Here is a 26,897-nt window from a genome sequence, read left to right as displayed (position 1 = left end):
AATGGATTTCAGTGTTTTAATTTTCTGGCGGTTAGTTCGATGGTATCACCATAAGCAAATGAGTTTGCATACAGTCGATACAGCCATTCGGGGAGTTTGCCACGAGGACTTAAGTCCCGGTAGGAGTGATACGACATTGGTCTAACATAGTTCACCTCGAAGCCGAGGATTGACAAGAGTTTTTTCAAAGAGTGGACAGAGTAGTCAAAAAAGTGGTCAGAAGGATGGGTGGCAAACCAAGCATTCGGATTCGTTTGGAAACTCGGCCCAAAACTGGAAGGAACTGCCAAATAGAGAAACCCACCGGGTTTCGTCCAAGCCTGGATTCTCTCCCAGATCCCATCAATTTCTTCGATATGTTCGATCACAAAAAAAGCGGCCACTACATCGAAAGTTTCTTTCCATTCGTTACCATCGATGGCGAGAACCGATTTCTGGTCTACAGCAAGGGAAAGCACAGACTGGGCATATTCCACTTCCTTGGGAGAAAGCTCAAGGCCCTTGGTCATATAACCGGCATTCCTTGCTTCATCCAAAAAAAATCCAGCCGCAGAACCAATTTCTAAAAGGGAAGACCCTTCTGGTTTGGCTCCTACTTTCTCCAAAACAGAAAGTCTACGTTTTGCCATGGAACGAAGGTTTGGTTCATCCTCGTAATAGGACTTTTTGTATTGGTTGCTGTATTCTTCCATAAAGTAACTGTCCCCATATTCGCGGACTTTGGCAGGAAGATACCGAAGAACGCCCGTAAGCCTACATTCTTCATAAAAATCGGAAAATTTTTTATGGGGCAAAAATTGGAATAAACTCAAAAATAAGTTCTCTTCTTTGATTCGAGAGATTTCTCATACTGCGCCCGGGCAGCCCTTTTGTTTTCATAGGCTTCGGTAAGGCTTGGGTTTAGATCAATGGCCGTTTGGAAACTCGATAGGGCTTTTTTAAATTCCCCATTTTTGAAATAACAAACTCCCAAATAATTATGGGCTTTGGAAGAAACAGAAGGTGTGACATCAGAACGAGTAATCACCGTTAACTCTTCGATGGCCTTTTCTCGGTCCACAAGGGAACCCGAATCAATGAGGATCTTTGAGAGAACGAGTTTTGATTCCATATCTTCCGGATCTATATGGGTAGCGCGAAATGCTTCTTCCTTGGCTCTTTTCGAAAGACCTGAGTTTCCGCTACTGGCATAACTCAGAGCCAGTTTTCGATGTGCGAGTTTGATTTCTTTCGGATCTTTGGAATTTTCCAAAACATAAACTAACACCTTTTCGGCGGCCGGATAGTTTTTGGTTTGGATGTACACATCTGCCAGTTTCAGTCTTGCTTCATAAAGTTCTGGTTTCCAAGCAATGGCCTCTTCGTATTCGGCAATGGCTTCCGAATAAAATCGGTTTTCCAAATAGTAGTCCGCAATGGCAAGCCTAGACTGCGCATGGTTCGGATCTAGAGCTTGCGACTTTCGAAGAGACTCAATCGCCATGGTTGGTTTTCCCGCATGTAAATAAGCAAGACCCAAATTGTAATAAGCCGATTGGTTTTTTGGATTTAAGGAAAGGGCTCCTTCGAAGGCGGTGATACTTTCCGAATACCTTTCCATTTCATCGAGGATAATTCCCAGATTCACATAAGCGGTTTCTGAATAGGTATCTCCCGGTGTTAGGCGGATGATCCGGCGAAACAGACTTTCTGCCTCCACGAGTTCCCCTTTTTTATAATAGAGTTCCGACAAAGCAAAAAGGGAATCCACATCACTTGGTTTTAATAACAAAGCTTTTTGTAAGGCAGTGATGGCCATATTGGTTTGGCCCATAGAAAGAAAGGCATCCGCAATATAACGATAGACTTCCGGTTCATTGGCATTGGAATCGAGGGCTTTTTGGAAGTATTTAGCTGCTTCTTCCGGCACTTTTTTCTTTAAATACACCAAACCTAAGTTATAGTAGGACTTAGCATCGTTTGTTTTTAGGCGAATCACTTCTCGGAAATAATACTCGGCCCTATCATAGTCTTCTCGTTGGTAAAAGATGGTTCCAAGGTGGCCATAGGACAAAACGGCCGTTTGGGAATTGGGAGCTGTCTGCACCACCTTTTGGAACTCAGCAATGGCCTCGGCCATATTTCCTTGTTTTAAATAACTAATCGCTAAGTTATATGTGAGTGTCACATCACTAGGCGCCAGAGACTGTCCTTCTTTATAGGCTTCAATGGCGCTTGCCGGATCTCCAATCTCTTGGAACAAATTCCCTTGCAAAAGCGAAACCCGGTAGTCATTCGGAGCAATCTCTTTGGCTCTCTGGGCCGCACGCCTTGCTTCTTCAAACTTTCCGGCATGTTTGAAAGCGAGAGATAAATTATAATAAGCAAAATAGTTTTTGGAATCGTATTGGATGGCTTTTTCCAATCGCTCTATGGAATTCACATAACGACCGGCTTCATCATACATCACACCAAGCACGGTAAGTGCGATGGATTTGTCTTCGTCACTTCCCGGAGAATTTAAAAATTCTTCACAAACCGTTCCCACTCGGTTCATATACCGGTTGTGGTAGGCATTGAGGCAAGCAGCGAGCTTTGGATTTACAGAATCATCAGGAAGATAGGGTTTATCGGCAAGAAGGTCGAGAGCTTTTTTATCACGAGGATGGTTGCTTAATGCTTTTGCGATCTCTTCTGGATTCTTTTTTTTCTCCAGATACCACCAGTAACCGGCGGTTAAAAATCCAAGGACGAGGAAAACAAGAAAACTCCAGAAAAGAAAAGATAGGACAGGACGGCGGGCCGTAGTCTCTGATTCGTAAGTTGTTTCTTTTTCTCGACCCAGGTTCCGTAAGTATGGATCTTCCTGGTAATAACTTGGCTGTGAGGATTGTTCCTCAATACGAAACCGGTTTTTTTGGATGGGATCCATGATGCTCTTACTGGGGTTTGTTCGCTACGATCTCCTTCTTATAGAAGGCATCAAGTAATCCGTTGATAAACTGAGCTGATTCTTCCGTTTCAAATTCTTTGGTAAGTTCCACCGCTTCATTGATGACAACGGGTGCTGCAAGGAAAGGTTCCTTTTGCAAACTCAAGATTGATAAACGCAAAATACAGCGGTTGACAACGGAAATACGCGAAAGTTCCCAATTCTCCGAATACTTCTTGATTAGAGTATCGATGTTTTTTCGATTTTCGACCACTCCTTTCACAAGAAAGACAGCATAATCCTTTTCTTCTCTAGTGATTTTTTTGTCATACCAATCGAATTTCATGGCCCTGTCTGGATCGGTTCCGACCAGGTCGATTTGGTAGAGGCACATCAGGGCAAGACTTCGCCCGCGGTGTCTAGAACTCATCCGATCTCTTTGAAAAGATTTGCCATTTCGATGGCAGTGGTAGCGGCTTCATATCCCTTGTTTCCAGCCTTGGTTCCGGCTCTTTCAATGGCTTGTTCAATGGATTCTGTAGTGATGACACCAAAAATCACAGGAACCGATCCATCGGCTACGGATCCCACTTTGGCGGCTTCCCCAGAAACCAAATCATAATGGGAAGTGGCTCCGCGAATCACAGCACCCAAGCAAACGATTGCAGAGAATTGGTATTTTTTGGACCCGAGGACACGTTTTACGGTTTGCGGGAGCTCAAAAGCACCGGGAACATAAATTACGGTGACATCACTTTCAGCGATCCCATGTTGTCTGTACGCATCCTTTGCCCCTTTCAGTAGGGACTCAGTGATAAATTCATTGAACTTCGAAACGATGACACAGTGTTTTTGTCCGTTTCCAATTCTTGAACCTTCTAATGTAGCTGTCATGTATCCAAATTCCTAGGGGGGTGTTATTTCGCAAGACGAATGACAAGGGTGATCTTTCCGTCTGGATTTTCCACAACTTCAAATCCATCTCGCTCCAAAGCTTTTTTCGCTCGGTAGATGGCCAGATTCACAACATTGGATTTCTCATCCGTCGGTTTTCGCGGTTCCAGATTCATAGGACCCCCTCGTCCTTTAAAGTTCGGAGTACCGACTATACAATCTTAAATGCCAATAGCTTTACAAGGTAGAATTGTTTTCCTCTTATGTCATATAGGAAGAAAATGAAGAAAAAGAAATCCGTAAAGAAGGTCAAAAAAAGAAAACCGGTAGTGTATACCGAGAGTGACTTTATTGTGAAACCTTCCTCTGTTCCCAATATCGGAATGGGACTATTCACCAAACAAACATTATACAAGGGAGATACCGTAGGTTTCTACATGGGTAAAATCATTACCGATGAACAGGCGGAATCGAACAAATACGTAGATTCAAAATACCTACTTTGGATTTGTAAAGACTGGTGGATTTACGGCGAAGGTCGCGAGTCCAATTACACCCGTTATATCAACCACTCCTCAAAACCCAACGCAGAACTTGTCACTTCTGTGAGATGGAAAACAGCAAGATTTAAGGTATTAAAAACGATTCCCGAAGGAATGGAAATTTTCTTTGATTATGGAAAGGACTACTGGGACAACGTTGACTTCAAACCGAAGTAAATAAAATCATAGTGCCAAACTATCTTTGGCAAAAAGCGTAAAAGGAAAAACTTTGTTTACGGTCTCTTAGAGGAGACCGTTATTTCCAAAAGAAGGTTTGGTAGAGGTTTTGCTGGCATCAGCTGCTTCGAGTGCTTCCATATAACGGATCACCGAATCATCCATACGAAACACACCTTCCGAACTTTCGTTGTGCACAAGTCGGCAAACCAAAAGGTTGGCGGCAAAGAAAAGAAGTGCGAGAACCAAGGGAAAACGATACGCAGTCGACATAAAACCCTCCGATTAGGATAAGCCTCTTACCGGAGTCTCCCCGAGCAAGAAATTTTTAGAACTGTTCTATTGGAAATCTTCAATCCGGATATCCGGAAAGGCATTGTTTTCCGTCTCGGCAGCCAAAAGAACTTCCTCATCCACAGCTCCGACAAGCATTTCCTCCAAAGCCAAAAAGAGGTTGGTATGCACATTCGTACGCCGGACCGCATAGTCCACCATGGTTCCTGTCTTCATAATAAAGGCCCAATCACTACTCTGCAAAAGAAGAAGTTCCCTTCCCATTTGTTTTAAAATCCTTTTTTGCACGTCCGTTCCCGACCCAAATTCGTGAGCCCTTTTGTGCATCCGAATGCTTAAGGAATGGATGAGTGGATAAATCCAATCGTTAGTTGGATTCAGCCACACTTCCCCATATCCATTTTCCCCCCAACTGCTCATCTTCATCTCCACCGACTGGACTCTTGGGAGAGACCGGGCAGCCTCCATGGGATGAGAAAGTTTGATGGTGTTTTGGTTGAAGTGGATTTTTTTAAATAAAAATTCGATAAACTGCGGACCCTCATACCACCAGTGTCCATACAACTCGGCATCATAAGGAGAAACAATCACCGCCGGTTGTTTGTTAGCTGCATACAATCCTTCTGCTTGGCGGATGCGGTTTCGTAAAAAATCTTCGGCATGGTTTCCGGCAGCTTCCATCGCCCAGTCCGGATGGTAGTACCCTTTGTCCTGTGTTTTGCCAGTGATCCGAAAGTATTTGATACTGGTATTGATCCGCACGCCGTTGGAATGCAAATACGGAGAGATGTCTTCCCAAGGGAGATCGTGTCCAATGTCTCTATAGTATTCTCTGTACCGAAAGTCACCGGGATACCCATCGATCGAACTCCATACTTGTTTGCTACTTTCTGGATCCCGACCAAAAGCAAAAACTCCATGCCCCACTTCCACGGGAGCATAGACTCCAAACTTGGGTCTTGGACTTCCGTGAGTGATTCCGTGAGTATCGACAAAAAAATACCGAAACCCCTCTCGGTCCAGTTCCTCTTCGAGTTTTTGTGTGTATCCACATTCGGAAAGCCAAATCCCTTTTGGGTCACGTCCCCAAATCCGGCGAAAAGTCCTTCGACCATTTCTTAGTTGGGAACGAAAGATGGAGGGTTCGGAATCATAAAAAGGAAGGAAGGCATGTGTGGCCGGGCTTGTCATCACTTCCAATTCGCCCGACTCTACAAAAGGCAAAAAAGCTTTCGTTAAGTCCCCGCCCTCTTCTTCGAAAATAGATTCTGTATCTAAAAAATGTTCTAAGTATCTTTTGGAAAGATAGTTTAGGTGAGGATCGTATGTGGTGCGTTTGGTTTCATGTTCTGCGAGAGTAATTAGGTTTTTTAAATATTTACGAAATCCATTTTGTAAATAGGGATCAGTCAACATCAAAGAAAGTGTAGGTGTAAAAGACATGGTGATCCGAAAGGGCACCGAATCTTTTTTTAAATTCCGAAAAACTCTGACCAGAGGGACATAAGTTTCGAGGATGGCCTCGTTTAACCAATTTTCTTCGATAAATGGTGTAGTATAACCCGGATGTCTAACAAATGGTAGGTGGGCATGTAAAACAAAAACCAAATGCCCTTTCACAAAATGATTCATTACAAAAGTCCTTTCCCTGACCCCGATCCATTTCCATAAGAGGATGGCCCTTGGTTTAGATCCGATTTTCCTTCCTGATTTCCTGATTTACGTGGGTTCACATAGAACTCAGAAGGATCCCCATCTTTGAAATAATACTCATCACTTCCCGGAGCCTTTGCTACAAGTCCCATCTCAATCCACTGCGGATGGATCCATTCCTTATCCAAACGGAAGGATTCGGTTCCCACCGGCAGATCCTTCCCACTAGAATGGAGGACAGAGATTTCTTTTTTTTGATAAGAAACGAAGATAGAAGTTTGGATGTCTCTTACGGGAAACATAAATTTTAAGTAATAAGATTCTGTGAAGGGAGCTAAATCGTAAAAGTCGGTACGTTCGCTTCCAAATATATTTTTGTATTCCACCTTCAATCGAAAATGCAAACCATCTGTAGAAGGAGATTCCAAATCGATTAAAAGATTGTTTAAGGTATGGGGAGAAAATTTCCAAAATACAAAGGCTTCCCGAGGTGTTCGAATAAGAACCCGAATGAGATCTTCTTGAGGAAATTCCGGATGTTTGGTAAATTTGGAATCGTTGTAAATGGATTTTGGCAGAGTGGAGTGAGAAAGAGGATTCGTTTTTTTGACGGTTTCCTTAACGGTTTTTTTGGCGACTTTCTTTGCCGCGGTGTTTACTGATTTCTCACTGGCAGTGACAACTGACTGTTTCTTTTTTGGGGCAGATTTTTTCTTTGCGCCAACTTTCTTTTCTTCATTTGCCATGTTCCAAGCTTAAAGACGAGAAACACCCTCCTTCAATTCTTTTTTATTTGACGTTTGCTTTTTTTCCAAAATACAATCAATCCATACCAAATTGGGACAAACTATGAAAATCAATTATACCTGGAAACACTTAGACCGATCCGAAGCCGCAGAGAAATATGCGGACGAAAAACTAGAACGAGTTACAAAATTCGTTCAAAAAATCGTATCCTGCGAAGTATCATTTGAAGCTATCCATGGAGAAATCAGCTCTAACTTGAAGTTACACGCTGATGGAAACAATTTTAACGCACACAACCAAGATAAAGATGTTTATGTTTGTATCGATGGATTGGAAGACAAAATCCTTTCCCAAGTAAGCAAACACCACGATAAAAAAAGCCAACACTAACACACTAATGATTCAGAAGTCGGAAGAAGCACTCACCTACCTTTCCAATGGTGAGTTTGAAACTGCCAAATCACTTTACTCCGTACTTCTGGATCGAGATCCAGAGGATCTCGCCACCATCAGCGGGTATTATATTTCCAGCTTTTGGGACCATAGACTTGATTTAATTCTAAAAACAAGAGAAGGCAAAGAAAGAGGGAAACTCCTCCTCGAGTTTTTTTCCGATTTTGAATCCGAAATCCGAAAACGTGGATTTCAAACTACCGATAGTTTTTTTGTAACCCAAGACTGTATCTTAAAAGAAGCAAGGGATCATTTGAAACTCGCTTACCAATGGGAAGGAGCCAACGCTCTCGACAAAGATCTGTTACGTGACCTGGCAGCCGGTCTTATCAAAATTAAAGATTATGCCATGGCCTTAGAAGTATTACTTTATGGGGGAAACAAACAATCTCCAGTCCTACTTTATTTTTTGGCTGAAACCCAAGTGATGACTGGGAATGAAAAAGAAGGAATCGAAACTTACCGCAACGCGTTCTTAAATGACCCCCAACTTTTTCCCCATACCATGGTTCGTTGGCCGCCTCTTCTCACACTCATCCAAAAGGCAAGTGAGATCACTGAAAGAGAAGAAGAGATGAAAGAACTTGTTCCCGTCCTTGCTTGGAGAGAAGGTGTCTTTCGTCCTTCTGTCAAAAAAGACGAGGCGACCATTCAAATCTGGTTTTCGGAACTCAAACGATTGGCTGATAGTAAAGAGAGAAGTGGTGGGTCGTTTCGTCTAGAAGCAAGGATCGAACAGTTTGCTCTGGCCATCCTCAATTCTGCTGACGACATCCGTTCTCGGGATGCCGTCCAATTTGCAAAGGGTTTTGTTTAGAATCTATCTTTCGACAGATTCAATGAGGAGGCGCAGTTCGTCTGCCGCAGACTCCCTTCCTGTTTTTTCATAATACAATTCTAATTCGCGAAGCCCATAAACTGCCCCTGGGGCTGAACGCAAATGATCGAGTAACTCTCGTTTTTGATAAGATTCACTAAGATCTATGCTTGTTGGTTCGTTTTGGTAGTTGTTTTGTTCGATGACAACACCGGCAGTGTCGTTGCCCGCAAGTGTTGGCTCTTGAGAAGTGCGGCTTACAAGCACAAACACTAGGCTTAAGGCCATCACAGCAGAAAAGGAATATTGCACCGTTCGGTTTTCGATTAGGTCCCTAAAGGTGAAGGAGATCTTTTGGTTGGGTTTGTCAAAACTGACTGATTCGAGAAGGTTTAAGAGGCGGGTGTCGAAGTCTTTGGACATTCGAGGAAGGATGGTGTCTTCCTTTTCCTTCACACGCTGGAAGAGAGAACAAATCTTATTTTCCAGAACCACGTTGTTTGTCTCTTCCGGAAAGAGACCTGGATATTGTGAACGAAACCAATCTTTTAAATTCATAAACTTATTTTTCAAAGAACCCTTCTCCCTTTTCGTCTTTCTGGATGAGGTGCTTCAAAAACTCCTTGGCCTTGAAGAGACGACTCTTAACCGTACCTACATTACATTCCATGATCTCAGCAATTTCGTTATACGAAAGATTTTCGAAATAACGAAGTTCCAAAACCTGTTTGTAGGAATCTTCTAAGAGTGCGATCTTATCCATTAGATAGCGAGACTCTTCAGAAAGTTCCAATTTTTTTTCATATCCGACACGAGAATCCACAAATTGGTTATCTCCTGAGTCATCCATGGGTTTTTCTCGACCTCTTTTCTTCTTGGCGAGCAAATCCTTGGACTTATTCACCACAATGCGGTAGAGCCAGGTATAAACCCCGGCTTCGGCGCGGAAGTTTTGGATGGATTTATAACCGGAAATGAGAGCGTCTTGGACAATGTCTTCCGCATCGTCTCCATCTTTTACCATGGAAACGGCCTTACGGAACAATCGTTCCCGAAACGGAGACACTAAAGTCATGTAGGCAGTAGGATCCCCTGCTTTGATTTTTTGGAGGAGGATTTTTTCCTTCTCCCGCAGGGTCATATTTTTGCCTTCTAGGGGGCGTGGCATCAGGCCTAGAATTTCGAATCCTAGAATTCTATCAATGTTTTTCGGTGTTTGCTTTGGCCTAGATCCGGTGAAACATAGTTTCTAGGTCTTTTCTTGTAAGTTTGATAAGTGTGGGCCTGCCATGAGGGCAAAGGGATGGATTTTCACAGTAAGACAATCGTTGTAAAAGCTCTCCGATGATGGGGTCAGAGACCTGGTCCCCTTTTTTGATAGCGGAACGGCAAGCCACACATTTGGCCATTTCATCGTAGAGTTCTCTTTCTTCGGGGTCTTTTTGTTTGAACCTCTCCCATAAATCCAAAATGGTTTCTGTTTCTTTGCCTGGATCGATATAAGATGGCACTTCTCTAATGAGAATGGTCCCCCCAGAAAATGGTTCGAGGGTGATTCCGAGTTCTAAAAACCGATGCCTTTCTTCGATCATCTCTTCTGCTTCTTCTCTAGTAAGTTCTAACCGAATCGGTGTGAGAAGGCTTTGGGATTTGTAGGCTTTGGATTTTAGATCCCGAAGGACTTCTTCATAACGAATCCTTTCATGGGCCGTATGTTGGTCGATGATATAGAGTCCATCTTCTGCTTCAGCAAGGATAAAGGTTTCAAACAAAACCCCATAGTGTTTTTTCGGAACAAATAGATTGTGTTTGGTGAGATTTTCACCTAATAAGTGCAAGTTGGCGCCAGCCCCAATCCCTTCCAGAGAAAATCCTTCCCTTCCTTCGATCGTACTCGGACCAATGAGAGATTCCCCATCAGTCTGTTGGCTTCCGAACTGGTTCCCCCCACCAAATCCAAAACCAGGGCCCCATACCGACTCCCCGTTCCCGAAGTATCCCCTTCTCGGCCGTAGGGAATGGGCATCGAAAGCCTTCGGCGCATTTCCAAAAATTCTACCGGAGTGGAGGTTCGTAAAACTTCTGTGATTCCTTGGAAAAGGATTCCTGTGATGGTTTCTTCGGATAAAAACCGAACTTCCTTTTTCTGAGGATGGACATTCACATCCACAAACTCACGAGGAAGATCAAAAAATAAATAGGCATAAGGAAAAGCCCCACCAGGAAGGAGCTCCCCATAACAACGTTTTAAAATTTGTGCTGAAAACTTTAGTTCCACCGAACGGTTGTTTACAAAGAAAAACTGTCCTGTGCGAGAGGATTTATAAAAATCAGGATGAGAGATCCATCCGCGTAGTGTCATTCCATTCCGACTGGAATGAATCGGCAAAAGATGGTTTCGTAAATTTTCGCCGTAAACAGATAACACACGTTCGAATCCGTCTTCGGGAACTACGTTTAAAACTTCTTTTCCATTCTGCAAATACCGAAACCCAATATTTGGTTCCGACACAGCCATCGTTTGTACACGAGCCCTATTTTTTTTCTCTTCCCCGGTTTCTGTTTTTAGAAATTTACGCCTAACAGGTGTATTATAGAATAAATCTTTGATTTCAATTTTGGTCCCGAGAAAGAAGGGAATCTCTTCTTCTTCCACAACTTTTCCTTCTTCTACGGTCACTCGATAGGCCGTGCGGTTTCCGGATGTCCCCGATTCCAAAACCATCCGAGACACGGAAGCAATGGAGGCAAGAGCCTCCCCCCGAAACCCAAAAGTGAAAAGATGTTCTAAGTCATGGAAGTCTTGGATTTTGGAAGTGGCATACCGTTTGATGGCAAGAGGCAAATCCTCTTTTTGGATCCCGTGTCCATTGTCAGAAACAAGGATCCTGCCGAATCCTGCGGAGTCGGTGGCAATTTCAATCTTTGTGGCACCGGCATCGATGGAGTTTTCGATGAGTTCCTTGAGAATGGAATGGGTGGATTCAATCACCTCTCCGGCGGCAATTTGGTTGATGAGGTCCGCCGAAAGTGAATGAATGATGCCCATAGGACAAACATGGGATAGGGAACCTCCCTATCCAGAAAAAATTACTAGGAATTACAAGAAGAACAGGTTCCTGTCACCACAATGTCCACATGTTTGACTTGGAAACCTAGCCCCTGCCAATCGGTGTCTGCACTGAGTTTGAGAGGTGGAACATCCAAAACCTTTCCACATTCATTGCAAAGTAAGTGGGAGTGGTCATCCAAAAAGGCATCATAACGAACCGAGTCTGATTCGATATTGAGTTTGTTTACCATTTTGTGTTCTACCAAGTATTCCAAGGAATTGTAGACTGTAGCAAAACTGATTTTGTCCGCTTTTCCTCGAACCGATTCAAAAACCATCTTCGCTGTGGGATGGCCTTTTCTTTCTCTTAGGTCATTAAAAATTAATTCTCTATGTTTGGTGAGTGCTTTCATACGATTCCCTTACCCCAACCTCACCTGCATTTTATCACTCGGTCAAATGGAAATTGGTTTTTAGAATCCTTCCAGAAATTGATATTTGTCAATACGGAGGCTTTATGCCCGCATCCATAGACAAATTTAAATCCTCTCTCTCGCTTTGGGCGAGTGGAGTTTGTGTAATTACTTATGCTTCTTCTCAAAAAAAAGGAGGAGTCACTGTTTCTAGTTTTTCTTCTGTTTCCTTAGAACCGCCGTTAGTTTTATTCTGTTTGGCCAAAGACTCTAGTGCCAAAGAACCCATCCAAGATTCGGGAAACTTCGTTGTGAATATTCTTTCTTCCGAACAAAAACAAATTTCCGCTGATTTTGCTTCTGGTTCCCTGGACAAAGCGGTTGTTTTGGAAGGACTAAACCCAGAAACACTCTCCACAGGGGTCCCCGTGTTACGAGACTCTTTGGCTTCACTCGACTGTAAAGTCGACCGAATCCTCGAAGCGGGAGACCATTGGATCTTTATCGGTCTTGTGGAAGCGGTGGCCACAAGTGAAGGTTCCCCCCTCCTCTACTTCAATCGCAATTATAGAGAACTCGTTTAAGGAAACAGTATGGAAAAAGAGAAAGTTAGTCTCGAAGATGCCAAAGAACACGGACTTACAGAAACTGAATTTGTAGAGATCCAAAAGATCTTAGGAAGAATGCCAAACTCCACAGAACTGGGGATCTTCTCTGCCATGTGGTCGGAACACTGCTCTTATAAAAATTCAATTTTAAAATTAAAAACTCTTCCTACCAAATCGGACAAACTCCTTGCTGGGGCCGGAGAAGAAAATGCCGGAGCCATGGACATTGGAGACGGCCTTGCTGTTGTATTCAAAATCGAAAGCCACAATCATCCAACAGCTGTAGAACCTTACCAGGGCGCTGCCACTGGTGTGGGTGGAATCATGCGAGATATCTTTACTATGGGGGCACGCCCCATTACTTCTCTCAACTCACTTAGGTTTGGTGATCCCAAAGAAGCACGTAACAAGTATTTGCTGACCCGTGCGGTTAAAGGAATCGGGGATTATGGAAACTCACTTGGGATTGCGGTGGGTGGGGGTGAATTATTCATCCATCCTACATTCACCAAAAACCCACTTGTAAATGCCATGACTGTCGGGATTGCAAGACATGACCAAATGGCTTCTGCTTCTACCAAAGGAATGGTAGGAAACAAAGTTTATATCGTAGGTGCGACAACCGGACGCGACGGAATCCATGGGGCCAGTTTCGCCTCCAAAGACCTCACCAAAGAATCCGAAGAAAAAAGGTCTGCGGTGCAAGTGGGCGATCCCTTTATGGAAAAACTTCTCATGGAAGCCTCCCTCGAAGCCATCCAAAAGAACCTCCTTGTAGGAATCCAAGACATGGGTGCCGCAGGAATTTCTTGTGCCACTTCTGAGATGAGTGCCAAGGGAAAAACCGGAATGGATGTGGATCTAAATAGTGTTCCTCTTCGTGAATCCGATATGAACGCTTATGAAATTATGCTCTCCGAATCCCAAGAACGAATGCTTGTCATTCCAGAAACGGGAAAGGAAGAAGAGCTTGTTTCCATCTTCCATAAATGGGGATTGAATGCCGTAGAAATTGGAACGGTCACTGGGGACGGAATCCTTCGTATCAGAAAGGATGGAAAACTCAAAGCGGAAATTCCCGCAGACTCTCTCGTTCTTGGTGGTGGGGCTCCGCGGTATGTAAGAGAAGAGAAAAGACCGGCTTACCTAGATGAGGTGACAAAGTTTGATTCCAAAAAAATTCCAGACTTACAAGCGGATACAGTTTCTCAGACCTTAAATACTCTCCTATCTTCCCTCAATATCACATCCCGAAGACCACTCTATGAACAGTATGATACAGAAGTAGGACTTGTGAAAGTAGTAGAACCTGGGGAAGACGGTGGACTTGTGCGAATTCCTGGAACCAAAAAAGGAATCGCTGTTGCCACAGACTGTAACTCTCGTTATACTTACCTAAACCCATACGAAGGCGCTCAAATTGCTGTTTGTGAATCGGCAAGAAACGTAGCTTCCACGGGGGCAGAACCTTATGGGGTCACAAACAACCTAAACTTTGGAAACCCCTACATCCCGGAAAACTATTATATCTTCAGTGAATGTGTGCGTGGACTTGGAGATGCATGTCGTTTCCTTGGACTTCCTGTCACTGGGGGAAACGTATCCTTTTACAATGAATCTCCTGAAGGACCAGTATTTCCTACACCGACCATAGGTATGGTGGGAGTGATTGACGATGTTGCCAAAGGCCTTCATACCTACCCTCGCACCAACGATGCAGTAACCTATGCACTGGTTGGAGAGTTTAAGCCTACTATTTCTGCCTCAGAATACCTTTACCGTGTTCATGGTCTAGATACAGGTAGAATCCCAGAAATTTCCCTAACCAAAGAAAAAGCTACCATTGATGCACTGATTGCCTGCCGTAAAGAAGGGCTTCTCACTTCCGCCAAAGACCTGTCACTCGGTGGCCTTCTTGTGGCCCTTGCTAAAATTGTGATTTCTGGAAACAAAGGAATCGAAGCCAATTTGGAAGGATTACAAAAAAGTATCCTACGTTTCGACGAACTTTGTTTTGGTGAAACAGGAGCTTCTTTTGTAGTGAGTTTCCTCACCAAAGATGAAGAAAAAGTAAAAGCAAAATACGAAAAAGCAGGACTTTCCTTTTATTCTTTGGGTAAATCTAGTTCCAAATCCTCCCTTTCTGTCAAAGGAAATGGATTCCAATGGGAATGGACGACCAAATCTTTAGAAACGGAATTTGAATCAGGTCTTAAAGGTTATTTCGAATAGACAAAACTAAAATTCCCGAAAGGATAGGCCGGATGCGCCTATCCTTCCTTTCTCTGGTATTGATTCTACTTTGTATCCAATGTACAAGTATCGCCAAACGACAGGAATACGAAGACTCCCTCCGAGCCTATAAAAAAGCCAATCTAGAAAAAGCCTTCGAGTATCTCCCCACGGAAGAACGAAAAGGTTTTATCGCCGTTCTCGAACGGGCTCATTTAGGATTTTTAAAAGGCGGAATCGACTACAAAAGTCTCGAAAGGATCGCAGAGGAAAGTAAAGAACGCCTTCGTTTCAGTGCCACACGTTCCTTAAAATCCTTTTTCTATATGGAAACAGAAGAAGGTTATTATGCCTCCGAAGCAGAAATCATCTACCTACACATCCTTCTTGGTCTTTATTATGTAAGAGTTGGTGATTACGAAAAAGGAAAAATCCAAGCTCGGTATGCCGGAAACCTACTCAGTGGAGAATGGAGCGCCGAAGGCCAGTTTGATGATCCCACCTTACGTTTATTACTTGCCTCCCTTTGGTTATCCACAGGTTCTATCGAAGAAGCAAAGGTAGACTTTCGTAAGGCAAGCCAACTAAAACCCCAATCCGCCGCCCTCCGAGCCATGGCCAATGAAAGGTATACGCAAGAAGGAGAATTTATCCTTATCTTTGGTGGCCCCGGTGCTGAACCTGAGATGGATCCTTCGGCCCACTTAAACTTTATCCGAGGATTACGAAATCTAAAATTCCGGCAAACAGGCAAACAATCTCAACTAACACTCACAGATGGTTCTGGAAAAACACCGCTCGTTTTAGAAAAAGATACCCTCGGTTGGTATGAACGCCATCTCGTCCGTGACAATGAAATCTCGGAACTCATCCAAGACTCCAAATACTTCCAACTGGTTTCTGCCACTGCCCTAAAAGAAGGAACCAAAGGGACTGTCAAAGTCACGGGTGCAATCCTTGCCGGAGCTGCCATTGTGGCCTTAGGAGCCGGAGTAGTGTATGGAGGGGTTAAGGTTCAGTCCAGCGAATTATCTGCGCTTGGAGCCGGTATTATGATTTTTGGCGTTAAACTCGGTGCCAAATGGGTAGAAATTTCCTACGATGATGCAAGAAGGAATATCCGAAAAGACTTAGACATCTCAGACGAATACCGTTATGTTCGATTTTTTCCTGAGTATGTTTGGATGGGAAAATCTAAGTCTGCACTCAGTGATCCCAAACTAACAACGAATCAAGAAACGCTTCCCCATGTTTTAAGCCCTGCTATGGGAAAAGTCAAGGTTCGTTTTGGTTTTTTCCCCGACAATCAAAGACCATAACCTTCCACGCGGCTTGTTTTTAAAAAATTAGTTTGTTCGGACCAAACAATTTGGTTTGTTTCCAAACTTACAAGAAAAAGTGTAACCGTGATGTATTGGATGCGTGACCCCGCTTCATAATTCACCACTTCATTGATCTCACCTTTAATCTTATGAGAAGGAGATTTAAACTTCCCCACCGACAAACGCGAATCAGCCGAAACCATTCCTGTTTTCCCAAAAGCTATTTCTGTGGTCGCCTCTTCTCTAATAGAGGTATCCACAAAAGGAACTTTGTCTTTTGTGAGTTGGTTCAAAATTTCATTGGTTATGAGTTTGGTATCGATATGTTCCGAAGTAGAATTCTGAAGAGACTTCCATTCCAAATACCCTGTCTTCAAATCAGTTTTATAATATGTGGATAAAGAATGACTCATGTTCCGAACAGTCTCTTTGACTTCCAAAACTCCCCACTGTTTGGTGGGTTTGGCTTTGTCTGTTTTGTGATAAGAAACTGTAGAGCAACTAACATAGAAATATGACAGAAAGAGGGGAAGGAATAAAATGCGCATTTTAGTAGAGTTTGGTGGGGGTTCGTGAGTTTGGCAAGAAAGAATGTGTGAGTATAGTATCCCCGCCCGATCTGAGGGTGGGGAACTAGACCCGCCACCCAATGGTTCTCCTTTATCACGAACGCCCAAAACTTGCCATCCCAATCCAAATCGTCAGATTTTTTTTAGAAAAATGTTCATACTTTCGCATCCATTCTTTTTCTTTTTGGCGCCTCCGCTTCGTTAGGGGATGTAACTTTCCTTCTATACGGACCGGGCCACTTCGGGGTCCGCGTTCGCTCCCGTCCTTTGCCGTTTCCCGCCAAATGACCAAGCCCTCCGTCTCCCTGGCGAAGAACTGCATCGTAATTTGAAAATTTGACAGTCCCCGGTCAAAATATTGTCTTGAAACTTTCCCTTTTCTCTCCAAACTTCTGGATTAACTTATGGGTAAATTTTTAATTCGATTCAGCTTTCTTCTCATCCTCCTCGCCATTCTGTTTGCGGGTTACACTTGGCTCACACTCCAATGGAGTTACTCAGAAGGAGACCGCGCAGGGTACATCCAAAAACTTTCCAAAAAGGGTTGGATTTGCAAAACTTGGGAAGGGGAAATGGCCCTTGTCACCATGCCAGGCACAATGACCGAAAAGTTCTTCTTCAGCATTCGTGACGAAGCCATTGCCGAACAATTGAACGGATCCATTGGCAAAAGAGTAGTTTTAGAATACGAAGAACACGTAGGGGTTCCCTTTAGCTGTTTTGCAGAAACTAGCTATTTTGTAACTGGTGTCAAAACCGTCCAAGAAGTTCCCCCTTTATAAATTTCTCCCTCTGACTATCTAGATGTTTTTTGGAAATGTCTAGGTAGAACGAACTATTCCGGTCAAAGGACGCGAAAACTTTCTTTTCGCCCGTTTTCAAATTCCCTTTTATCCTTAACCTTAGTCCCCAAATCCATTCTCTCTCAAATCTGTAGCCAACAGAACCACCCCACTTTTTTTGCTAAATCCATATCTCAAAACAGATCTGACCTGCCACGAAAGCCGTTGCCACCAGCCAACCATTCAATTGGTAGAGGACCGACCGGTGGCTTTCATTCCAATTGAATGAAAAAGGAGGAACCAACTCAAATTCCACTTTACAAATTATTGCTATACATATAAATAGTATCCATGATTCTTGCGGAACAAACCCAAATTTCTACCAATGTCTATGAACCCATCCAGAATTGGAACCAGAGAGACCTCGGACTTCTCACCGGAGAAAGAGGGATGTACAGGCTCGCTCATTTTTGGCAATATGCCATGGTTTGTTCAGGATTTCAGGTTTTTAATTTGGACTGTGCCATCCGCTTCAATCCCTTCACCATCACAGAAGAAACACGAAAACAAAATTTAGCGCCAGAACCATTTTTGGAACAAATCAGGATCCAAAGAGCATTCACCCCTTATCAAATATTAGATGCACTTAAAAACATCCTTACCTCAAAAGAAGAAAATACCATCTACTTTCTGTTAGCTCCTTGTAAACAATTTTTAGATGGCGATGTCAAAGATGACGAAGGTTTATTTTTATTAAACTTGATGTTAGGTTTTATCGAAAAATTCCCCGGTGAAAATGTTCCCTTACTCATTATTGAATCTTGGACCTATTCACATAAAAATTTTCAAATCTTTTTTCCAAAACTACTTCGTGCCACACAAAATCTCTGGGAACTAAAGATGGAGCAAGGTCTCTCTCGTATTCGCACAAGAAAAACTTCCATCACAGGACTTTAACATGGGAAGAACCATTGCCCCCTACTCTCGTCAAATGTTACAAATTGAAGAAAACCTATCAGACTTTCGAAGATCCCTCAGAAAGTCCGACCAAGAGATTTTTGATGACCTAATCCGAACTGCCAAATTACAAGTACAAGCTGGTGTGATGGCATCTCTACCATATCCTATTGATTCCATGATACTTTCTATGCTCATAGAAACAAAAAAAGAAATTAATGAATTAAAGAAATGTCTAACAAAAGTTCCGGACAAGTAAAACCAATCATTAAAATGTTATGGAAACTTTTCAAGGTTACTTGTTTGATATCTACCACTCCGAACAAAGAATCTATCTCTGGTTAAAGTCAAACTCGGGAGAACTTCGCTTATTTTTTGATGAATTTTATCCCACAATTTATGTAAACGCCTCACCAACCATTCTAGGGAAAATCGTAAAGCGCTTTTACGAACTAGATGCATTGGCAGAAATACCAACCTTCACAGAAAAATCCCTCTTCTATGAAAACAAAACTATCTCTGTCCTAAAGTTAATCATTTCCAAACCACAGCTCCTACCCAAGATCACAAGTAAACTCTTTCACTTGTATGGTAAATATGATATCTACCATTCAGACATAGAAATTAGCACAGGTTATATGGTAGAAAAAAGTATTTATCCCCTTGCCTACATAGAAGTCAATTACGAAACAACAAAAAACAATCTCAACCGAATTAGAACCATTCGCTCTTTTACAGATATAGAAGAGATGGACTACAAAATTCCAGACTTAAGCAAAGTATCACTCTACTTAGAAAAAAGCCATAGAATCCCCTTTGTAAACAATGCACTTATGGTAAAAACAAATTCCGATTTGTATAGAATCCCAACTAGTGATTCCGGCCAACTCATCCATCAACTAAACAAAATATTTAAAAAATATGATCCAGATATAGTTCTCACCACCTATGGTGATCAAGTTATTTTCCCCCATCTTTTTAAAGCTTCGCAGGAAAGTCACATACCAACAGAATTTGATCGGGACAAAACAAGCACAATACGACGTTCTATTCAAACAAAAGGCACTAGCTTCAATACTTATGGAACGATAGTCTACCGAGCGCCATCCTATCCACTCTTCGGGCGATGGCATATAGATTCCAGAAATGGTTTTGTCTATAAGGAGGCGGATCTCATGGGAATCATAGAACTCTCTCGCATTTCTCGTTTACCAATCCAAAAAATGGCACGAGCCTCCACGGGAAAGGCACTTACCTATATTGAAGTCGATGTAGCCTTACGAATGAACTATTTAGTACCTTGGCAAAAAAGTGCTCTAGAAGCATCCAAAACCGCCTTAGAACTGTTAAATGCCGATAAAGGAGGACTTGTTTTTCAAGCAGATATCCAAAATGGATTTACCTTAGAAAATGTAGCTCAATTAGATTTTTCACAAATGTACCCCAAAGTTATGGTCTTGCACAATATCTCTCCAGAAACAATCAATTGTCTCTGCTGCACAAACGATCAAACAACAGAAACAGTACCTTCGCTTGGTTATCGAATTTGCAATAAAAGAAAGGGAATTGTCTCCGTTGCACTCGCTCATATAGTAGAGCGAAGGAACTACTACAAAAAACAATGTAAAGATGCTAATCATCCCAACAAATCCGATATAGAACAAAAACAATCTAGTTTAAAATGGATGCTCGTTACCTCATTTGGTTATTTGGGTTATCGGAATGCAAAATTTGGAAAACTAGAAAGTCATGAATCAGTCACTGCTTTCGGAAGAGAGAAATTGTTAATCGCCAAAGAAATAGCAGAAAACTATGGGTATAATCTAATACACGCAATTACTGATTGTATATTTATACAAAAAAAAGACAAGTCCCCTATCGACACCGAACATCTCAAAGAAGTTTGTCAAACGATCCACAAAAAAACAAAAATAGCAATGGAAATCGAAGGCACCTTCTCTTGGTTATGTTTTCCTCCTTCTACCACTGATGAAAAAATGCCAGTTGCCAATCGTTATATGGGAAGATTTACAGAAGGAGATTTCAAAGGACGAGGGATCATCCAAAGACGAAAGGATTTTCCTCCATACGTAAAAGCTGCACAAAAAGAAATGATAGAGTGGATGTGTAAATTTGAAACCATAAAAGAAATGCAAACTCAAGAAGGAGAGATTTTAAAAATATTCAAAAAATACGATATACTACTTTCCTCTGGTAATCTCGATTGGAAAGACCTCCTTATACAAAGATCAACATCTCAAGACCCCGAAGACTACAGTGTAGATGCACCCAGCGCAGTCGCAGTAAAAGATTTACTCGAAATGGGTGTTCGAGTCCAAGCAGGAGAAAAAGTTCGATACTTAGTAGTAAATAAAAAATCAGAACAAAAAGGAGAAAGATACAAAACAGAAGAAAGAATCGAAAGCAAAATTGCCCCCAAAATTATAAGATATGACAAAAGCTATTATAGAAAACTACTCCTGACATCATTTAAAGAAATTTGGACAGCCTTCGCAAGTTTCAAAGACTTCAATGAATTTATCAGCGACGAACAACAATTACCTTTCTTTAATTAGAAAGAAACTAAATCGAAAATATCAATCATTCATATATTCAATTTTTCTTTTATTGCATCTAAGCTAAAAAAAATACACAAAACTCGAATAAAAAATACCTGTTATACGATAATTTCTAAGACCAATTCAAAAAACGTTTGCGCAAACCATAATACAAAAAAGACTCAGATTCGTTTTTGCCAATGGGACTCAGGGGGCGAAGCTATGCCTACTCTCCCGAAAAAAGCTCAACATGTTCATTGAATTTTCACATAGTGGCATGAAAGAAAAAGTCCAAATTATGTCTCATAAAAAACACTCAACCCGACAAAAGTCGGGAATTCACTTAAAACAGCATGATAAACGAATAGCATATAAGTGGCCTAAAGGGGTAGAATAATCACAACGCCAATAACAACCAGGTTGGCGACAACTATACGAACAACAAAAAAGCAATCAAAGAAATCAAAAGATTCGCAATGCACAAAGTCTGCTGTATAAAGCCGGAATCCGCGATACAGAAAGATTTCGTTATCTGCAATGCCCTAAAAATAATTCTATGAATGAATTCCAACAAGTGTTATATAAGCAAATAGATAAGATTCAAGCTTCCAACCTGCCTACTCATGTTAAGAAGGTTGTTTCGGCTGTTGCTCTATGCAGAACTAATGCTATGAAGGGAAGAGTCTATTCTTGTCCAAATGGACACTTCTCTATATTCATGAGAGAATCTTGTAACAATAGATCTTGTCCTACTTGCCAATCAGAAAACAAAAGAGAGTGGAATTCTAATACAAAAGAAAAAGTCAACAATTCTCCACATTATCATCTTGTTTTTAAACTACCTTCTTTTCTATACCCTTATATTCTTTCGTATTATAAAGAATTTATAGAAATCCTTTTTGAAGCTTCAGCTAATACGATTCTTAAATTAATTAAATACTCTTTTGACCTAACGCCTACTACTGCTTTCATTTCCGTTTTACACACTCATGGCGATGCTTATCAACTTCACCCCCACATTCACATCATCCTCAACTCTATTGCTCTAGCTAAAAATCAAGACAAGATTCTCTTCATTGATGACACTCTCTTCAAACTAGATAACTTCAATTCTATATATAACCAGATCCTAAAAAAAGAATTAATTCTTTTATACAAAAAGCATCCTGAACTTGGGTTTCAGTTCAGAGAAAATATAGATAATATTCATAAAGAAAATATTTTCGTTTCCAAGAAATACGAATCCCCATTCCCTATCATTGACTATCTTTCTAAAACTATAAAAGGAAATGCTCTCGATCTTAATCAGGTCGATTTTCTCGATAATGGTTCCATAAAACTTTATAAAAAAGATAAATCTTGCTCTTTGTCTAACGACGAATTTGTAAATAGATACATCAAACATATCATTCCACAAAACATTAAATCTATACGTTATTCTGGTTTCTACAGCTCCGCTAGTAAATCCAAGTATGATCGGGTAAATCAACTCTTCGGATCTATCGTCCATGAAAATAATGATTCTAAAAGCAGTGATGATACCATTCTACAAGATTATCATAAATTACATAAAGCTTGTCCTATCTGTAATCAAAAAATGATTCTAAAAGAAGAAGTTGACCAGTTCAACGTTCCTGATATCGTTTACATCAAATTTGGAAAGGATCCGCCTACTGAAGAACTTTTCACTAGGCTTGTTGCTTAACTCTGACTCATTTTTGCACTATTAAATTCCTTAGTGTGATATGACCTTCCAGCAAGTCTAACTTAGCATAGGGCACAGCAGATAACAGCAACTAACCGCTTCGCTTCGGGACGAGCCCTCGCTTGGGCTGCGCCACATAGGCTTCTGGCACGCCCCTTGCCTACGCAAGTGTCGTGGCCAGTCCCTAACGTCCCCTTCAGGGACTCAGGGTCAGCCTACGTCGGTTAGTCTAGTTCGTTATGCGAAAATTTTCGGGCGCTTTTATTTTAATAAATTGCGAGCGTCCATGCTCGCTAAAAAGGCAAAAAAAGTTGTTGTTACCAATTCGGGAACATGGGCTTATTGATTTGTGAGGGTTATTTCTAGAAAAATACTGAGAGATTTCTACTCTATTCCCAAATACTCCGACTCCAAAATTCCGATAGAAGTTTGGTTTAAAGAAACTTCGAAAGCTTTCTGGAAATCTCCCTCAGATGTTAAGGAAAAATACAGAAATGCTAGTTTCCTTAAGGATAATAGAATCGTTTTCAATATACATGGAAACAAATACAGATTGATTGTGAAGGTTCACTATAATCTACAAACTGTATTTATAAGGTTTATCGGTACTCACGAACAATATGACAAAATCAACGCTGAGGTGATTTAAATGAACATTAAACCTATTAAAAATCAAAAAGATCACTTAGAAGCACTTTCTGAGATAGAAAAACTCTGGGATGCTAAGAAGAATACACCCGAATACGACAAATTAGATATTTTAATTACCTTAGTTGATGCTTACGAAACTAAACACTACCCTATTGATGATCCGGATCCAATTGAAGCTTTAAAATCGGTTATGGATGATATGAACATGAAAAGTGTTGATTTGGGAAATCTCATCGGCGGGCGAAGTCGTGCCACTGAAATCTTAAATCGAAAGAGAAAGCTTACTTTAGAAATGATTAGAAAAATTAATCAAAATCTAGGAATTCCTACAGACATTCTTGTAAAAGAATATAAAGTCAAAACTTCTAAGACAGTAAGAAAAAGAACGCCGTCCGTGGCGTAATTACTTCTGTAAACCCGAAAACTTCGCATAACAGCGACTTACCACTACGCTTCGGGACAAGCCCTCGCTCGGCCTTCGGCAAATTCCCCTTCTGGCATTCGCCTTGCTTACGCAAGCTACATGCCAGTCCCTAACGTCCCGTTACCGGGACTCAGGGTCGGGGAACTTCGGTAAGCCTAGTTCGTTATGCGCAATTTCGAAATCATTAAAACAATACGAGGTAAAAAATGAAGCTTTTAACAATTCTAACAATGGTAATTTCAACAATTGCCAACTTTCAGTGTAGTTCAACACAGGAAAAAATGGTAGCGGCTCTTTATGATAGAGAATATTCTACAAAGGTAATTAATCAAATTAATTCCGGATTCCCCATAAATCAAAGAATAATTTATCAGAACCAAGAATCTACACTACTTCATTTTGCTATCGAAAAGAAAGATATAAATCTGGCAAAATTATTAATAGAAAAGGGTGCTAATGTTAATGACTTAGATTCTTACGGCAATACAGCATTAATGGCTTCAATTAAATACGATCTTGACGAACTCACCGAATTAATTTTGAAATCAAATATTGACCTTAACATTAAAGATAAATTCGGCGAATCGGCATTCACTATTTGTTTTTCAAAGAGAAATATCAATCTTAGATTACTAGATTTGTTACTAGAAAAAGGGGCAGATATTAACGTAAAAAATACCGAGGGTGAAAATGCTCTCTTTATTCTAATCAAAAGATCAGCCCTAAATAAAAAAGAAGCATTTTACTACCTTTTGCAGAATAAAATTAATTTAAAAACTGAAAATTTGGAAGGAAATGCGATTATTCATGAAGTAAGTAGATACGATAATACTCAAGATGACCCTTATTATATAACTGAAATTGTAAAAAAAGGTGAAAACATAAATAGAATATCAAATAATAGTTACGGGACAACCGTCGGACATATTGCCGCTTCAGAAAATTGTATAAATATTCTAAACTATTTCATAGCCCAAAAAGGAAATATCAACATAAAACTAAAAAGCACCTGGGATACTCCACTAACGTTAGCTTCATATTGGGGGCATTACCAGCCTTGCATCCTTCTTTTAAAAAATAGAGCAAAGATAAACGAAACGGACAAAGAAGGAAATACTGCTTTAAGTAATGCAATAAAAAAAGGAGAACTAAATATAATTAGAATACTAAAAGAATCAGGAGCAAAATAGATGAAAAAAATTTGGGAAAAAAATTACACATATCATAAGAAAAAATTCAAACTGAAATTTTTTGAAACTGAAAATTCCACAAAATTGGGACTTTATAATTTAGATGATTCTGAACTTTTAATTAAGACATTCGCTAATGGTAAGGAAAACTATATAACATATACATCGATCATTACCAATTCGGATAAATTTCAAATTGAAAATGATCGGGAGGATATCGAAAAAATATTTTCAGATATAATTTCTTCACTTTTATTATCGGTAAAATTTCAAATTAGAAGAAATAATATAATCAATTTATAACCCGAAACAGCGCATAACAGCGACTTACCGCTACGCTTCGGCACAAGGCCTCGCTCGGCCTGCGGCAAATTCCCTTTCTGTCACTCGTTTGCATCCGCAAACTCCGTGCCAGTCCCTAACGTCCCGTAGGGACTCAGGGTCAGGGAACTTCGGTAAGTCTAGTTCGTTAATTGCAATAGGTTGAATCATACAAAAAAAGCGCGCGAAAATTTTCTTTAGAAAGGGTTGAGGAATTAATATATTACTGCCTTTTAGTAGCGGAGACTCTCTTCAAAGATTCTTTTATTAAACTGTGATTTGCAAACGATATATATTTTTCCATTAAACGAAAAAAAAATGAGTTTCTAATTCGCTAGTTCCAATATAAATTTATAAGAAAAGAAAGATTCGGATCGAAAATTTTCGCGCTTGATGAGATTTCCCTTTCGAATAATATCTATACCAATAGAAACCTACTGCAATTAACATCCGCTTACCGCTACGCTTCGGCACTCACGGCCTCGCTCGGTCTGCGACACATTCCTCTCCTGCACGATTTTTTGCCTCCGCAAAAATCGCGCCGACGCTAACGCCTCCTACAGAGGCTCAGCTTCGAGGAACGTCGGTAAGCTTTTTCGTTATACGACATGCTTGGAAATATAAACTTTTAAATTTCAAATCTGTTTGATACAGACAAGGTAAGAAATGCAGAAAAGTCTTCATTTGAGGTCATTTCCTTTAATCAAAATATCTCTCAATTACCACTAATAGCGCTTGACACTAGTATCCTAATACACCAGCATTTACTTGTGATAAAATCCTTCAGAGATAAAGAAACTGAAGCAATTTGGAATGGTGCTTTATCTAAAAAATTTCCAAAGGATATTCAAAGAACCGCTAGAAGGAAAATGATCCATATCGATAGTGCTAAAAATCTAGACGATTTAAAGACACCACCCGGAAATAGACTGCACCAGCTTACTGACGACCGATCTGGGCAACATTCAATAAGTATTAATATGAAATATAGAATCTGTTTTAACTGGAATAATGGCTCTGTCGAAAACGTTGAAATTGTAGATTATCATTAAGGAGATTCTGTATGAATAAAGAACTTATGAACATTCATCCTGGGGAAATTCTCTTAGAAGACTTTCTTAAACCTATGGAATTATCTGCTTATAAACTGGCACAAAGTACCCTTATCGATCAAAAAAGAATTAGTGAAATTATTCATGGAAAAAGAGCAATCACTGCAGATACGGCTTTACGATTCTCTAAATTCTTCGGAAATTCTCCTGAGTTCTGGCTCTCTATTCAAGCTCATTATGATTTAGAAATAAAACAGTATGAATTGAAAAATGAGTTAAGAGCAATAAAAAAATATAAAGAACTTAAAGCCAGTTAAACCCAAGCACGTCGTATAACAGCATCTAACCGCTTCGCTTCGGGACTTCGCCCTCGCTCGGTCTGCGACACATAGGCTTCTGGCACTCCCCTTGCATTCGCAAGTGTCGTGACCAGTCCCTAACGTCCCGTTCCGGGACTCAGGGCCAGCCTACGTCGGTTAGCCTAGTTCGTTATACGACAGTCAGCAAATGTATACCTCGGAACATAGGTAGCAGTCTACGCGTAAATATTCATTTTTATGAATTGACAAATAA

The 26,897-nt window shown here is 40.9% G+C and carries 29 protein-coding genes and 1 pseudogene; 17 read left to right on the top strand and 13 right to left on the bottom strand.

The genetic code is table 11. The features are described 5' to 3' along the window. Positions 1 to 8: 8 nt before the first annotated feature. From LEP1GSC195_RS01915 to LEP1GSC195_RS19795, 5 genes are read right to left on the bottom strand one after another with little or no spacing between them, the layout of a single operon-like run. A complete protein-coding gene (locus LEP1GSC195_RS01915) occupies positions 9 to 812 on the bottom strand; it encodes a class I SAM-dependent methyltransferase (RefSeq protein WP_015680150.1) in 804 nt (267 codons plus the stop codon). Beyond that, positions 809 to 2,911, bottom strand: a complete 2,103-nt coding sequence (locus tag LEP1GSC195_RS01910; protein WP_015680131.1) for a tetratricopeptide repeat protein — start codon at positions 2,909 to 2,911, stop codon at positions 809 to 811. Before LEP1GSC195_RS01910 ends, LEP1GSC195_RS01915 begins: the two co-directional genes overlap by 4 nt. A 7-nt stretch (positions 2,912 to 2,918) precedes the next feature. Beyond that, positions 2,919 to 3,341 (bottom strand): transcription antitermination factor NusB, encoded by a 423-nt coding sequence (gene nusB / locus LEP1GSC195_RS01905; protein WP_084597385.1) that lies wholly within the window; start codon positions 3,339 to 3,341, stop codon positions 2,919 to 2,921. Further along, positions 3,338 to 3,805 carry a 6,7-dimethyl-8-ribityllumazine synthase gene (ribH, locus tag LEP1GSC195_RS01900; RefSeq protein ID WP_015679927.1) on the bottom strand — a complete coding sequence of 156 codons (468 nt, stop codon included), beginning with the start codon at positions 3,803 to 3,805 and terminating at the stop codon, positions 3,338 to 3,340. The genes nusB and ribH overlap by 4 nt, the downstream gene beginning before the upstream one ends. 23 nt (positions 3,806 to 3,828) lie before the next feature. Beyond that, complete coding sequence (locus LEP1GSC195_RS19795; RefSeq protein ID WP_015680007.1) at positions 3,829 to 3,981, bottom strand: hypothetical protein; 153 nt, start codon at positions 3,979 to 3,981, stop codon at positions 3,829 to 3,831. Positions 3,982 to 4,086: 105 nt separating this feature from the next. Between LEP1GSC195_RS19795 and LEP1GSC195_RS01895 the strand changes: the two genes are divergently transcribed. Beyond that, on the top strand, positions 4,087 to 4,524 hold the full coding sequence (locus LEP1GSC195_RS01895) for an SET domain-containing protein (RefSeq protein ID WP_015680185.1): 438 nt from the start codon (positions 4,087 to 4,089) through the stop codon (positions 4,522 to 4,524). Positions 4,525 to 4,590: 66 nt separating this feature from the next. On the opposite strand, the gene LEP1GSC195_RS01890 is transcribed toward LEP1GSC195_RS01895, so the two are convergent. From LEP1GSC195_RS01890 to LEP1GSC195_RS01880, 3 genes are all read right to left on the bottom strand, one after another. Next, a complete protein-coding gene (locus tag LEP1GSC195_RS01890; RefSeq protein WP_015679888.1) occupies positions 4,591 to 4,797 on the bottom strand; it encodes a hypothetical protein in 207 nt (68 codons plus the stop codon). Between the two features lie 66 nt (positions 4,798 to 4,863). Further along, the gene (locus LEP1GSC195_RS01885) at positions 4,864 to 6,450 is read right to left on the bottom strand and encodes a glycoside hydrolase family 57 protein (protein ID WP_015680069.1); all 1,587 of its coding nucleotides are present in this window, start codon (positions 6,448 to 6,450) and stop codon (positions 4,864 to 4,866) included. Beyond that, positions 6,450 to 7,217 (bottom strand): hypothetical protein, encoded by a 768-nt coding sequence (locus LEP1GSC195_RS01880; protein ID WP_015680018.1) that lies wholly within the window; start codon positions 7,215 to 7,217, stop codon positions 6,450 to 6,452. Before LEP1GSC195_RS01880 ends, LEP1GSC195_RS01885 begins: the two co-directional genes overlap by 1 nt. Positions 7,218 to 7,320: 103 nt before the next feature. On the opposite strand from LEP1GSC195_RS01880, the gene hpf reads away from it, so the two are divergent. Beyond that, complete coding sequence (gene hpf, locus LEP1GSC195_RS01875; RefSeq protein ID WP_015680123.1) at positions 7,321 to 7,608, top strand: ribosome hibernation-promoting factor, HPF/YfiA family; 288 nt, start codon at positions 7,321 to 7,323, stop codon at positions 7,606 to 7,608. 7 nt (positions 7,609 to 7,615) lie between these two features. Next, positions 7,616 to 8,488 carry a hypothetical protein gene (locus LEP1GSC195_RS01870; RefSeq protein ID WP_015679846.1) on the top strand — a complete coding sequence of 291 codons (873 nt, stop codon included), beginning with the start codon at positions 7,616 to 7,618 and terminating at the stop codon, positions 8,486 to 8,488. A 3-nt stretch (positions 8,489 to 8,491) separates the two neighbouring features. Here LEP1GSC195_RS01870 and LEP1GSC195_RS01865 read toward each other — a convergent pair whose 3' ends face one another. The 4 genes and pseudogenes from LEP1GSC195_RS01865 to LEP1GSC195_RS01850 all read right to left on the bottom strand — a co-directional run bounded on the left by LEP1GSC195_RS01865 (position 8,492) and on the right by LEP1GSC195_RS01850 (position 11,953). After that, positions 8,492 to 9,046, bottom strand: coding sequence for an LIMLP_12425 family protein (locus tag LEP1GSC195_RS01865; RefSeq protein WP_015679889.1), 555 nt, complete (start codon positions 9,044 to 9,046; stop codon positions 8,492 to 8,494). A 4-nt stretch (positions 9,047 to 9,050) separates the two neighbouring features. Then, positions 9,051 to 9,656: an RNA polymerase sigma factor gene (locus tag LEP1GSC195_RS01860; RefSeq protein WP_004784002.1), complete on the bottom strand. Its 606-nt coding sequence runs from the start codon at positions 9,654 to 9,656 to the stop codon at positions 9,051 to 9,053. Between the two features lie 58 nt (positions 9,657 to 9,714). After that, a pseudogene (gene mutL, locus LEP1GSC195_RS01855) lies at positions 9,715 to 11,537 on the bottom strand (DNA mismatch repair endonuclease MutL). A 44-nt stretch (positions 11,538 to 11,581) separates the two neighbouring features. After that, positions 11,582 to 11,953 carry a Fur family transcriptional regulator gene (locus tag LEP1GSC195_RS01850; RefSeq protein ID WP_015679876.1) on the bottom strand — a complete coding sequence of 124 codons (372 nt, stop codon included), beginning with the start codon at positions 11,951 to 11,953 and terminating at the stop codon, positions 11,582 to 11,584. A gap of 104 nt (positions 11,954 to 12,057) precedes the next feature. Between LEP1GSC195_RS01850 and LEP1GSC195_RS01845 the strand changes: the two genes are divergently transcribed. Genes LEP1GSC195_RS01845 through LEP1GSC195_RS01835 form a run of 3 tightly spaced genes read left to right on the top strand, consistent with a single transcriptional unit; the run spans position 12,058 to position 16,112 of the window. Continuing rightward, positions 12,058 to 12,537, top strand: a complete 480-nt coding sequence (locus LEP1GSC195_RS01845) for a flavin reductase family protein (RefSeq protein ID WP_015680159.1) — start codon at positions 12,058 to 12,060, stop codon at positions 12,535 to 12,537. A gap of 9 nt (positions 12,538 to 12,546) precedes the next feature. Further along, positions 12,547 to 14,793: a phosphoribosylformylglycinamidine synthase subunit PurL gene (purL, locus tag LEP1GSC195_RS01840; protein WP_015679941.1), complete on the top strand. Its 2,247-nt coding sequence runs from the start codon at positions 12,547 to 12,549 to the stop codon at positions 14,791 to 14,793. Positions 14,794 to 14,825: 32 nt separating this feature from the next. Continuing rightward, positions 14,826 to 16,112: a hypothetical protein gene (locus tag LEP1GSC195_RS01835; RefSeq protein ID WP_015679818.1), complete on the top strand. Its 1,287-nt coding sequence runs from the start codon at positions 14,826 to 14,828 to the stop codon at positions 16,110 to 16,112. Here LEP1GSC195_RS01835 and LEP1GSC195_RS01830 read toward each other — a convergent pair. Beyond that, positions 16,100 to 16,792 (bottom strand): penicillin-binding protein activator LpoB, encoded by a 693-nt coding sequence (locus LEP1GSC195_RS01830; protein WP_232227628.1) that lies wholly within the window; start codon positions 16,790 to 16,792, stop codon positions 16,100 to 16,102. The two genes, LEP1GSC195_RS01835 and LEP1GSC195_RS01830, sit on opposite strands and share 13 nt — an antisense overlap. Before the next feature lie 296 nt (positions 16,793 to 17,088). On the opposite strand from LEP1GSC195_RS01830, the gene LEP1GSC195_RS01820 reads away from it, so the two are divergent. The 11 genes from LEP1GSC195_RS01820 (at position 17,089) to LEP1GSC195_RS01770 (ending at position 26,641) form a co-directional block, all read left to right on the top strand. Further along, positions 17,089 to 17,466, top strand: a complete 378-nt coding sequence (locus LEP1GSC195_RS01820) for a hypothetical protein (RefSeq protein WP_015679967.1) — start codon at positions 17,089 to 17,091, stop codon at positions 17,464 to 17,466. Positions 17,467 to 17,817: 351 nt separating this feature from the next. Further along, positions 17,818 to 18,423, top strand: a complete 606-nt coding sequence (locus LEP1GSC195_RS01815; RefSeq protein WP_015679809.1) for a hypothetical protein — start codon at positions 17,818 to 17,820, stop codon at positions 18,421 to 18,423. A 1-nt stretch (position 18,424) separates the two neighbouring features. Beyond that, positions 18,425 to 18,682, top strand: coding sequence for a hypothetical protein (locus LEP1GSC195_RS01810; RefSeq protein WP_015679833.1), 258 nt, complete (start codon positions 18,425 to 18,427; stop codon positions 18,680 to 18,682). A 19-nt stretch (positions 18,683 to 18,701) separates the two neighbouring features. Continuing rightward, positions 18,702 to 20,999, top strand: coding sequence for a DNA polymerase domain-containing protein (locus LEP1GSC195_RS01805; protein WP_040506212.1), 2,298 nt, complete (start codon positions 18,702 to 18,704; stop codon positions 20,997 to 20,999). Positions 21,000 to 21,537: 538 nt separating this feature from the next. Further along, positions 21,538 to 22,686, top strand: coding sequence for an IS91 family transposase (locus LEP1GSC195_RS01800; protein ID WP_015679914.1), 1,149 nt, complete (start codon positions 21,538 to 21,540; stop codon positions 22,684 to 22,686). A gap of 349 nt (positions 22,687 to 23,035) precedes the next feature. Next, positions 23,036 to 23,335: a type II toxin-antitoxin system HigB family toxin gene (locus LEP1GSC195_RS01795; protein ID WP_039925760.1), complete on the top strand. Its 300-nt coding sequence runs from the start codon at positions 23,036 to 23,038 to the stop codon at positions 23,333 to 23,335. Continuing rightward, the gene (locus tag LEP1GSC195_RS01790) at positions 23,336 to 23,740 is read left to right on the top strand and encodes a helix-turn-helix domain-containing protein (protein WP_002976409.1); all 405 of its coding nucleotides are present in this window, start codon (positions 23,336 to 23,338) and stop codon (positions 23,738 to 23,740) included. It abuts the gene before it with no gap. 227 nt (positions 23,741 to 23,967) lie between these two features. Beyond that, positions 23,968 to 24,951 carry an ankyrin repeat domain-containing protein gene (locus tag LEP1GSC195_RS01785; protein WP_015680004.1) on the top strand — a complete coding sequence of 328 codons (984 nt, stop codon included), beginning with the start codon at positions 23,968 to 23,970 and terminating at the stop codon, positions 24,949 to 24,951. Continuing rightward, complete coding sequence (locus LEP1GSC195_RS01780; RefSeq protein ID WP_015680186.1) at positions 24,952 to 25,254, top strand: hypothetical protein; 303 nt, start codon at positions 24,952 to 24,954, stop codon at positions 25,252 to 25,254. It abuts the gene before it with no gap. Between the two features lie 788 nt (positions 25,255 to 26,042). After that, positions 26,043 to 26,324, top strand: a complete 282-nt coding sequence (locus LEP1GSC195_RS01775; RefSeq protein WP_039927719.1) for a type II toxin-antitoxin system RelE/ParE family toxin — start codon at positions 26,043 to 26,045, stop codon at positions 26,322 to 26,324. A gap of 11 nt (positions 26,325 to 26,335) precedes the next feature. Next, positions 26,336 to 26,641, top strand: coding sequence for a HigA family addiction module antitoxin (locus LEP1GSC195_RS01770; RefSeq protein WP_015679981.1), 306 nt, complete (start codon positions 26,336 to 26,338; stop codon positions 26,639 to 26,641). Positions 26,642 to 26,897: the final 256 nt, after the last annotated feature.

It is taken from the genome of Leptospira wolbachii serovar Codice str. CDC (assembly GCF_000332515.2).
Classification (GTDB): Bacteria; Spirochaetota; Leptospiria; order Leptospirales; family Leptospiraceae; genus Leptospira_A; species Leptospira_A wolbachii.
Note: the sequence above shows the minus strand (reverse complement) of the source record. Positions and strands in the feature narration are given on the sequence as shown.

Excerpts from the sequence above, each read along its gene's own strand:
- nusB (WP_084597385.1), bottom strand. The coding sequence starts at position 3,341 with ATGAGTTCTAGACACCGCGGGCGAAGTCTTGCCCTGATGTGCCTCTAC.
- LEP1GSC195_RS19795 (WP_015680007.1), bottom strand. The coding sequence starts at position 3,981 with ATGAATCTGGAACCGCGAAAACCGACGGATGAGAAATCCAATGTTGTG.
- LEP1GSC195_RS01815 (WP_015679809.1), top strand. The coding sequence starts at position 17,818 with ATGATTCTTGCGGAACAAACCCAAATTTCTACCAATGTCTATGAACCC.
- LEP1GSC195_RS01805 (WP_040506212.1), top strand. The coding sequence starts at position 18,702 with ATGGAAACTTTTCAAGGTTACTTGTTTGATATCTACCACTCCGAACAA.
- LEP1GSC195_RS01790 (WP_002976409.1), top strand. The coding sequence starts at position 23,336 with ATGAACATTAAACCTATTAAAAATCAAAAAGATCACTTAGAAGCACTT.
- LEP1GSC195_RS01865 (WP_015679889.1), bottom strand. The coding sequence starts at position 9,046 with ATGAATTTAAAAGATTGGTTTCGTTCACAATATCCAGGTCTCTTTCCG.
- LEP1GSC195_RS01785 (WP_015680004.1), top strand. The coding sequence starts at position 23,968 with ATGAAGCTTTTAACAATTCTAACAATGGTAATTTCAACAATTGCCAAC.
- LEP1GSC195_RS01835 (WP_015679818.1), top strand. The coding sequence starts at position 14,826 with ATGCGCCTATCCTTCCTTTCTCTGGTATTGATTCTACTTTGTATCCAA.
- LEP1GSC195_RS01890 (WP_015679888.1), bottom strand. The coding sequence starts at position 4,797 with ATGTCGACTGCGTATCGTTTTCCCTTGGTTCTCGCACTTCTTTTCTTT.
- LEP1GSC195_RS01780 (WP_015680186.1), top strand. The coding sequence starts at position 24,952 with ATGAAAAAAATTTGGGAAAAAAATTACACATATCATAAGAAAAAATTC.
- LEP1GSC195_RS01885 (WP_015680069.1), bottom strand. The coding sequence starts at position 6,450 with ATGAATCATTTTGTGAAAGGGCATTTGGTTTTTGTTTTACATGCCCAC.
- LEP1GSC195_RS01860 (WP_004784002.1), bottom strand. The coding sequence starts at position 9,656 with ATGCCACGCCCCCTAGAAGGCAAAAATATGACCCTGCGGGAGAAGGAA.
- hpf (WP_015680123.1), top strand. The coding sequence starts at position 7,321 with ATGAAAATCAATTATACCTGGAAACACTTAGACCGATCCGAAGCCGCA.
- ribH (WP_015679927.1), bottom strand. The coding sequence starts at position 3,805 with ATGACAGCTACATTAGAAGGTTCAAGAATTGGAAACGGACAAAAACAC.
- purL (WP_015679941.1), top strand. The coding sequence starts at position 12,547 with ATGGAAAAAGAGAAAGTTAGTCTCGAAGATGCCAAAGAACACGGACTT.
- LEP1GSC195_RS01800 (WP_015679914.1), top strand. The coding sequence starts at position 21,538 with ATGAATGAATTCCAACAAGTGTTATATAAGCAAATAGATAAGATTCAA.
- LEP1GSC195_RS01770 (WP_015679981.1), top strand. The coding sequence starts at position 26,336 with ATGAATAAAGAACTTATGAACATTCATCCTGGGGAAATTCTCTTAGAA.
- LEP1GSC195_RS01895 (WP_015680185.1), top strand. The coding sequence starts at position 4,087 with ATGAAGAAAAAGAAATCCGTAAAGAAGGTCAAAAAAAGAAAACCGGTA.
- LEP1GSC195_RS01910 (WP_015680131.1), bottom strand. The coding sequence starts at position 2,911 with ATGGATCCCATCCAAAAAAACCGGTTTCGTATTGAGGAACAATCCTCA.
- LEP1GSC195_RS01880 (WP_015680018.1), bottom strand. The coding sequence starts at position 7,217 with ATGGCAAATGAAGAAAAGAAAGTTGGCGCAAAGAAAAAATCTGCCCCA.
- LEP1GSC195_RS01845 (WP_015680159.1), top strand. The coding sequence starts at position 12,058 with ATGCCCGCATCCATAGACAAATTTAAATCCTCTCTCTCGCTTTGGGCG.
- LEP1GSC195_RS01810 (WP_015679833.1), top strand. The coding sequence starts at position 18,425 with ATGGGAAGAACCATTGCCCCCTACTCTCGTCAAATGTTACAAATTGAA.
- LEP1GSC195_RS01850 (WP_015679876.1), bottom strand. The coding sequence starts at position 11,953 with ATGAAAGCACTCACCAAACATAGAGAATTAATTTTTAATGACCTAAGA.
- LEP1GSC195_RS01820 (WP_015679967.1), top strand. The coding sequence starts at position 17,089 with ATGGGTAAATTTTTAATTCGATTCAGCTTTCTTCTCATCCTCCTCGCC.
- LEP1GSC195_RS01870 (WP_015679846.1), top strand. The coding sequence starts at position 7,616 with ATGATTCAGAAGTCGGAAGAAGCACTCACCTACCTTTCCAATGGTGAG.